The organism is Thiorhodococcus minor (genome assembly GCF_010820565.1).
GTDB lineage: Bacteria > Pseudomonadota > Gammaproteobacteria > Chromatiales > Chromatiaceae > Thiorhodococcus > Thiorhodococcus minor.
Window position 1 is genome coordinate 21,401 of sequence record NZ_JAAIJQ010000072.1, and the last position, 7,923, is coordinate 29,323.

The window sequence follows — 7,923 nt, forward strand, 5'->3', positions numbered from 1 at the left end:
GAAGTCCACCGAATGCCACTCCGCCGTTGGTGGACGGCGCTGCGCTTGTCCACCCTACACTTTGTTTATTCGTAGGCTGCCGCCGAAGGATTCGGGCGCGGCCCAGCTCAGGAATCAACTATGAGTGTCCAATGTGAAACCACCGCGAAGGCGGTGAGCGGCGCCCCCATGAGCGTCTTCGAGCGCTGGCTGACCCTCTGGGTCGCGCTCTGTATCCTGGTCGGCATCGGGCTCGGCCAGTGGATGCCTGCGCCCTTCCAGTTCCTCGGGCGGCTCGAGCTCGCTCAGGTCAACGTCCCGGTGGGGCTGCTCATCTGGGTGATGATCATTCCCATGCTGATGAAGATCGACTTTGGTGCGCTGCACCAGGTCAAGTCGCACTGGAAGGGCATCGGCGTCACCCTCTTCGTCAACTGGGCGGTCAAGCCCTTCTCCATGGCCCTGCTAGCCTGGCTCTTCATCCGCGGGCTCTTCGCCCCATGGCTGCCGGCCGAGCAGCTCGACTCCTATGTGGCCGGCCTCATCCTGCTCGCCGCCGCGCCCTGCACGGCCATGGTCTTCGTCTGGAGCCGGCTGACGGGCGGTGATCCCTATTTCACCCTGAGTCAGGTCGCGCTCAACGACACCATCATGGTCTTCGCCTTCGCGCCCATCGTCGGGCTGCTGCTCGGGCTGTCGGCCATCGTAGTGCCCTGGGATACGCTGCTGACCTCCGTGGTGCTCTACATCGTCATCCCGGTGATCATCGCCCAGGTCTGGCGGAAGCGATTGCTGAAGCAGGGCCAGGAGCGCTTCGATGCCACCCTCGACACCCTGGGCCATGCCTCCATTCTGGCGCTGTTGGCGACCCTGATTCTGCTCTTCGCCTTCCAGGGCGAGGCCATCCTCAAGCAGCCGCTGATCATCCTGCTGCTGGCGGTGCCCATCCTCATCCAGGTCTTCTTCAACTCGGCCCTGGCCTATTGGCTGAATCGTGCCGTGGGCGAGAAGCACAATGTCGCCTGTCCCTCTGCCCTGATCGGCGCCTCCAATTTCTTCGAGCTGGCGGTGGCGGCGGCCATCTCGCTGTTCGGTTTCCAATCGGGCGCGGCGCTCGCGACCGTGGTCGGGGTGCTGATCGAGGTGCCGGTGATGCTGCTGGTGGTGCGGGTGGTGAACCGCACCAAGGGCTGGTACGAGCAAGGGCGCGCGGTACCCGCGCATGTTTGAGCGCCTCGGCGATCTGGTCGCCTTCCAGATCCTGCGACTGAGCCCAGAGTCGCACCTCGGTGCGGCGGTGCAGTTCTTCGTGATGGACGTGGCCAAGATCTTTGTGCTCTTGGTCGCCGTCATCTATGTCATGGGCCTGCTGCGGGCCATGCTCTCGCCCGAGCGGGTGCGCGCCTTCGTGCGCGATCGGCCCGACTGGCAGGCGCGCGGGATGGCCGTCAGCCTCGGTGCCCTGACGCCCTTCTGCTCCTGCTCCTCCGTGCCGCTCTTCATCGGCTTCGTCGAGGCGGGCATTCCCCTTGGGGTGACCTTCTCCTTTCTGATTGCCAGTCCGATGATCAATGAGGTCGCCGCCGTCATCCTGGTCGGCATCCTGGGCTGGAAGCTCGCCCTGCTCTACGTGGTGGCTGGTCTGCTGGTGGCCTGGCTCGGCGGCATCGCCATGCAGCGCTTTCGCCCCGAGCGCTGGGTCGAGGACTACGTCTGGAAGATCCGCATGGGCGATGCGGCGATGCCTGAGCCGGACACCAGTCTCCTCGGCCGCCATCGCTACGCGATCGGTGAGGTGAAGGAGATTGTCGGCCGCATCTGGCGCTGGGTGCTGATCGGCATCGGCGTCGGCGCGCTCTTCCACGGTTTCGTTCCGGCCGCCTGGGTGACCGAGCACCTGGGCGGCGACGACTGGACCACCGTGCCGGCGGCCGTCCTACTGGGGATTCCGCTCTACTCGAACGCGACCGGCATCATCCCGGTTGCGGAGGCGATGTTGACCAAAGGGGTCGCCGTCGGAACGACTCTGGCTCTCATGATGAGCGTTGCCGCGCTCTCGCTGCCGGAGATGCTCATCCTGCGCAAGGTCATCCGCTGGCCGGCTTTGGCCTTGTTCGCTGGCGTGCTGGCCGTGGCCTTTACGCTGGTGGGGTGGGGCTTCAATCTGATTGTTTGAGCTTTCAGCCGCCAGCCGCCAGCCGCCAGCCGGAAATGCGACTATTTCTGACGCGTGCTCGCGCCTATTCCGTCGCGTCAGGGTGAGGTGCGGGAAAACGAAATCGAGCTTCAAGCTGGCCGCTGGAGGCTGGCAGCTCTCTACGAGGAATCGAGATGAAGACATTCAAAGTATTGGGCAGCGGTTGCCGCAACTGCGAGGTGACCGCCAATGTGATCGCTCAGGCCCCCAAGGAGGCGGGCGTCGAGATCCAGCTGGAAAAGGTCACGGACATGGCCGAGATCCTGGGCTTCGGCGTGATGTCGACACCTGGTGTGGTGCTGGATGGCAAGGTGGTCCATTCGGGGGGCATTCCAGGCCCCGATCAAGTCAGGGCTTGGGTGCGAGGATGATTGGACGCGTGGCCTGAGATGCGAACGAGGTCGCGCACCTGAGTCGATTGCGACGACCCGTGCTCCCTCGCTCACAGGGTTGCGGCGTCCCTAGCGACGGTAGTAGGCGATCAGAGAGGCTTTTGCCAGGGCGTGCTGGTTGAGGAAGAAGCCAACCAATGCCGGCGACGCGCTTTGGTCGAGGTCCAGCTTCTCGGTGTCCAGTGCGCGGACCGTGAAGACGTCACTGTGGGGCTTGTCGCCTCGCGGAGGACAGGCGGCGCCGAATCCTGGCTTGCCACAGATGCGGCGACGCAGGATATCCGTTTCGTTCAAACCGGCCACGACGCCCAGAAAACCGGCGGCGACCCCGCCGGATGCTTCGAGAATGAGGGCCGTATTCGGTGTTGGGTCCGCCGGATCCGGAATGACACAGCGATATCCCAGAGCGGCAGCAAGATCCTCCGCTTGGGAGGCGTCTCCAAGGAGGTCGATGTCGACCGTTTCTGTCAGCACAGGAAGGCCGAGGAGGTGCTCCCGCAAAGCGACCGCTTGGCCACCGACCAAGGTCAGGTCCTCATCGGCGTCCTGAAGCCAGCGCAGAACTTCCTGGATATTCAAAGCGCTTCTGGGAGCACTACATAGGCGGCCGGGGACAGGTCGGCGATTCTGGGGCTCGACGGCGCAAAAACGCAGCCGACGGCATTTGGCTTTCTGAACGGACTCTTGGGTGGCTGAAGCGGTTGGGCACTTCCAGTGCCGGCCTGCGAGACACTGGCGCTTGGTCTGGGTCCGACGCTATTGCGATGTCGATTCTGCATGAGGAAAGTCTCGCGCGAATCCCAGTTGGTGAAGACCGCCCTGTCGGAGCGATTGTGTCATGGAGTGCCATGGGTCCAGACCGGAGGGCGCACCGGGGAGATTTGGCGGATCGCTGCTGACTGCTCAAGGAGGCGAGGTGCGCCATCCGCGACGCGGCTGTGCTCCGAGGCTCAAAACCCGCCGCCAGTGCGAAAGCCACCGCCGCCGCCACCCCTGCGGAATCCACCGCCGGACCGTCTTTGGCTACCGCGCTTGCGGATGGGGCTGCGCCCCAGACTGCCCCCAAGGATGTCTCCCAGATTGCCGAGGTCGCCAAGGCCGCCGCCCCAGACGGTGCCGCGGCCGAAGCCGCCGGAGCCGAAGCCTGGGTCGCTGCGGGGCGGGCGGTAGCGCTGCTGCTCCTGGAGCACGCGCCAGAGCCCGTTGCGGTCGAGCATGCCGTTGAGGAAGTTGCCGAGCATGAGGGCGACGAGCGATCCATCCTGGAAGGTCGAGCCTGGACGGTCGTAGCCGCTGCGCTTGATGTCCACGCGGACAGATTCGAGCGCGTTCAGACGTTTGCGCTGCTGAGTGAGGCTTTCGTCCAGCCCGTGCACGGAGGCATCGAGCCGGCGGCGCTCGTCGTCGCGGTCGAGGAGGCGGTTGACGATGAGGTCGTCGTCTGGGAAGGGGGTGCTCAGGGCCTCGCGGCGCAGGGTCATGAGGTCGTCGCGCTGCAGCTCGGCGGCGAGGTATTCGACGGCCTTCTTGGTCTCGGGGTCCTCTCCTGCGGCGAAGCGCGCCTTTTCCGCAGCGAGGCCTTGCAGCTTAGCTTCGGCGGCTTCGATGCCTGCGTCGATGGCGCTCAGCGCTTGCTCTGCCTGCTCGAGCGCCGCCTGCAGCTCGGGAATGCCATCGGCCTCGCGTGCCGCCGTGTCTAGGGCCTCGAGCGCCTCGAAGGCGGCGTCGGCGACTGCCTGGAGCGCGTCGGCGTGCTCGCGCAGGCGCTCGGGGATCTCGCTCAGACGGGCGTAGTTGGCGCGGGCGTCGGCGAAGCCAATGAGTCGCGCAACCTTGCCGTCGAGCCAGCGGGCGAGGGGATTGGCCTTGTAGGCTGGGGTGCCGTAGCGGCGGTCCCAAAGATAGATGAAGAGTGGGTCCTGTCGATAGGACGCGCCTTTCTCGTCCTTCTCCTGCGCGCTCTCCGCCGCCTTTTCCTCGGCGTGCATGGCGGTCCGCTCCGCCTCCTTGGCCTGCTCGCGCTGGCGCCGGTAGTCCGGGTCGGCGTCGAGTCTGGCCTGGGTGCCGGCCTCGGCGGCGTCGACGGCCTCGGCCGCGCGGTCGAGGCGGTCGGCCTGGTCCTGGCGCTCGGCCTCCAAGCGCTCGCGCTCGGCATCGGCGGCGGCGATGCGCGCATCGAGCGTCCGCAGGGCCTCGTCCCTTGCCTTCAAGAGCGCCATGACCTGCTGCTCCGCCTGGTCGATGTGCCGCACCAGGTCTTCGCCAGCGAGCAGGTCGACTCGGGCTCGGGCCAGCGCGCGATAGTCCTCGGCGTCGGCGTGCCGGAGCTGCAGCCGGGTCGTGTTGGCGGCCTGGATGCGCTGCTCCAGCTCGCTCAGCCTGGCGCGCTCCGCGCTCACGGCTTGATCGATGGAGGCCAGGGTCTGTCGTCCCGAGATCATGTCCGCTCCCTTACCACTGGGTGATGGCACCGCCGGTGGTGCGCATCTCGTAGCTGGGCGTGAGGGCGCCGCGCGGCTTGTCGCCGAAGCGGTCGCGCTCGATGATGCCGTCGTCCTGCTTGTCGCGGGCGATCCGGTCGAAGATCTGCTTGTCGACGCGTAGGCCCCAGGCGGTCACGGACTCGGTCTTGCCCGTTTCCTCATTGGTGATCGGGACGCTGAGCACGCGCCCGCTCGGATCGACGGCTTCGACGATGACGTAGTAGTTGCGCGCCTGGGTGTTGATGTCCGGGATGCGCCAGACGCCGGTGCGCTCGCCCGGGCGGTTGAGGATGCGCAGGCTGTATTCCTGGCGCAGGGTGGTCTGCATGGATTCGAGCGCGGCCAGTGCCTGGCGGACGGCCTGGGTGTCTCCGGTCTGGGCGGCGCTCTGTCCGCTTGCGAGCAGTTGCTCCGCGCGGTTGCGTGCGGCGTCCGACTTGGCGATGACGATCGTCTCGCCATAGGCCTGGGTCAGCCGTTCCGGCAGGGCCGCGTCCGGCGCGACGAAGACGAAGTAGTTGATGCTCCAGGCGGCGATCAAGGCGGTCAGGCCGCCGAGGAGCCATTTCCCCCAGCGCCCGCGGCTGACGTAGATCCGCGCGAGCTTGACACTGAGACTGCTGGCGGGCGGCTTGTAGACGAAGCGGTCTTCCCTGAGGGCCGCGACGCCTTCCTCAAGGACGTGATCCGGCACCTCGATGCCCTGGGCGTGGTAGATCTTGCGCAGGCGCGCCTTGAGGTCCTCCTCGCGGCCGGCGACGTCGAGCTCCCGCTTGACCAGGCGCTCGCGCCTGCGCAGGGTGTCGACGACGTCCATGGCGAGCATGAGGTCGTCCAGCGGCGCCTTGCCGCCGGCGGCGGCCTCGGCAGGACCGGTCTGCGCGCTCATCGGCTCGCCGTCGCCAGTCCCTTGCCTTGCTCGGCGAGCCGCGCGAGCTTGCGCTTGCCGTCTTCGACGGCGTTGCGGATCTCGGCGGCGTTGGCTGTGCTCTGTTCACGCATTTCCTCGATGATCTCGTGCGAGCGGGTCTGCCAGTCGACCACGGAATCGACCAGCTTCTTGACGGCATCGGCCCGCACCGTGGGGCCATAGCCGGCCCTGACAGCCGCCTCTTGCACCTTGCCGCCGATGTCGGCCAGGACCTCGAGCGACTGGCTGACCCCTTCCTTCATCGCCTCGACGGTCTGGGTGCCCTCGTGCAGCCCGAACATCCCGGTGAAGGAGGCGGTCAGCGCGGTGAGTACGACCTCGTTCGTGCTGAAGAAGCTGACCGCCTGGGCATAGACGCGCTCCTTGGCGTTGGTGGTCTGCAGGAGGCGGGCCATGACCACCTCGGAGGTGTTGTAAGCGATCGTCAGGTTGTCTGCGAGATCCTTGGCGATCTGATAACGCTTCTCTTCGTTCTGCAGGGCGCGGACCTTCTCGTCGCGGGCCAGCTCCAGCTTGGCGCGCTCGGCGGGCTCCTCGCCCTGGAAGGCCTCCACCCCGTCCATGGCCGTCTTCACCTCGGCCTTGGCGGCCTCGAGCCTGGCCTCGGCGGTCTTGAGCACCTCGAGGCCCAGCACCTCGGACTCCTTCAGCGCGCCGCGGAAGTCCTGATAGGCCTCCAGGATCTTGCGCTCGCGCTGGATCTGATCGCTGGTCGAGGCGGTGACGTCCAGGTAGGTCTCCTTGATCGTGTCGAAGCGGGTGGCGATATCCCCACGGGTGGCCTTCATCCAGACGTTGCCGAGGCGCTCGAAGGTGTCGATCTTGCCGTCCTCGACTTGGTCCACCATGGATTTGGCGTCGTCGCGGATGCTGTTGAAGGCCTTGGTGATGGCCTCATAGCGCTGGCCGATCTCCATTGCCTGGACCTGCTCACGCACCACGTCGTTGAACAGCGAGGACTGGCTGAGCGTGCGTGCGATGGCGGCGATGCGGCCCTCGTCCAGCTCCGAGATCTGGTCGAGCAGCGCGATGATGGGGTCGCGCCCGTCACGCTCCTCGGGCACCAGCCCCAGGTCGTGCAGCTGCGTCATGGCCTTGTCGAGGTACTGCATCGGGGTGGCGGTCATGGTGTGGCCTCGGTGGTTAGGAGTTGGTCGGCGGCATTCCGAGCTGCCGGCTTGCAGGGCGAGCTGGAGCTCGCCCCTCCCGTGGGTCAGGCGTCGTCCAGCGGGATCCGGATCTTCTGGCCCGGAAAGATGAGGTCGGGGTCTTTGATGACCTCGCGGTTGGCGTCGAAGATGCGCGGGTACGCGGACGCCTTGCCGTAGAAGTGCTTGGCGACGGCCGAGAGGGTATCGCCCTTCTGAATCACGTAGTAATCCACTTTCTCGACCGCCTCGGGTGCTTCGAGCCCATCAGCGGTCACTTTCTCGACGCCCATCACGTTGCCGGCCATGAGGACGGCCTTTTCCATGGCTGCGGCGTCGTCCGTCTTCCCCGACAAGGAGACGGCACCGTCCTGATAGCTCACCTTGAGATCCTGGATGCCAGGATTGGCCTGCTCGATGTGCTCGCGGATCTTCTCCTCGGCATCCGCGTCTTTGGTGAAGAGCTTGTGTCCGACGGCCTTGGCGAAATCGAAGAGTCCCATGCTGTACCCCCAGTGTTTCTTGAGTTTTCGATGCGCGAGAGCGCGCTGCTGCACCGAGCGGGGAGTATAGGCGATGAGCCTGACTCTAAAGTGTCGGTTCTTGCGGCAAGACAGCAAGGGGCACAGCCGAGATGGGAGGGGGCCCAATGCCATGGACTTAAGCCGTCCGGCAGTACGCCGGGTGGAATCCGGGCTTGAGCTTGCCGGGATTGCGGCGTGGAAATTGTCGGTCTGGCCGTACCGCCTCGACGGCATCGGAAAGCGCGAGGACGGCCTGCGTCAGCAGGGTG

Annotated in this window: 8 protein-coding genes; 3 read left to right on the forward strand and 5 right to left on the reverse strand. The window is 66.0% G+C overall.

The annotated features are described in order from the left end of the window. Window positions 1–120: 120 nt before the first annotated feature. From arsB to G3446_RS19570, 3 genes are all read left to right on the forward strand, one after another. Window positions 121–1,209, forward strand: a complete 1,089-nt coding sequence (gene arsB, locus G3446_RS19560; protein WP_164454569.1) for an ACR3 family arsenite efflux transporter — start codon at window positions 121–123, stop codon at window positions 1,207–1,209. Continuing rightward, the gene (locus tag G3446_RS19565; RefSeq protein ID WP_164454571.1) at window positions 1,202–2,155 is read left to right on the forward strand and encodes a permease; all 954 of its coding nucleotides are present in this window, start codon (window positions 1,202–1,204) and stop codon (window positions 2,153–2,155) included. Before arsB ends, G3446_RS19565 begins: the two co-directional genes overlap by 8 nt. 155 nt (window positions 2,156–2,310) lie before the next feature. Next, window positions 2,311–2,547, forward strand: coding sequence for a thioredoxin family protein (locus tag G3446_RS19570; RefSeq protein ID WP_164454573.1), 237 nt, complete (start codon window positions 2,311–2,313; stop codon window positions 2,545–2,547). A 90-nt stretch (window positions 2,548–2,637) separates the two neighbouring features. Here the strand turns inward: G3446_RS19570 and G3446_RS19575 are convergent, their stop codons facing one another. The 5 genes from G3446_RS19575 to lysM form a co-directional block, all read right to left on the reverse strand. Beyond that, complete coding sequence (locus G3446_RS19575; protein WP_209262519.1) at window positions 2,638–3,147, reverse strand: YbhB/YbcL family Raf kinase inhibitor-like protein; 510 nt, start codon at window positions 3,145–3,147, stop codon at window positions 2,638–2,640. A 371-nt stretch (window positions 3,148–3,518) separates the two neighbouring features. Then, complete coding sequence (locus G3446_RS19580; RefSeq protein ID WP_164454575.1) at window positions 3,519–5,009, reverse strand: coiled-coil domain-containing protein; 1,491 nt, start codon at window positions 5,007–5,009, stop codon at window positions 3,519–3,521. A gap of 10 nt (window positions 5,010–5,019) precedes the next feature. Beyond that, entirely contained in the window at window positions 5,020–5,940 is a 921-nt protein-coding gene (locus G3446_RS19585; RefSeq protein WP_164454576.1) for a DUF6384 family protein, read from the reverse strand. After that, on the reverse strand, window positions 5,937–7,109 hold the full coding sequence (locus G3446_RS19590) for a cell surface protein (protein WP_164454578.1): 1,173 nt from the start codon (window positions 7,107–7,109) through the stop codon (window positions 5,937–5,939). Before G3446_RS19590 ends, G3446_RS19585 begins: the two co-directional genes overlap by 4 nt. A gap of 86 nt (window positions 7,110–7,195) precedes the next feature. Next, complete coding sequence (gene lysM / locus G3446_RS19595; protein ID WP_164454580.1) at window positions 7,196–7,633, reverse strand: peptidoglycan-binding protein LysM; 438 nt, start codon at window positions 7,631–7,633, stop codon at window positions 7,196–7,198. Window positions 7,634–7,923: the final 290 nt, after the last annotated feature.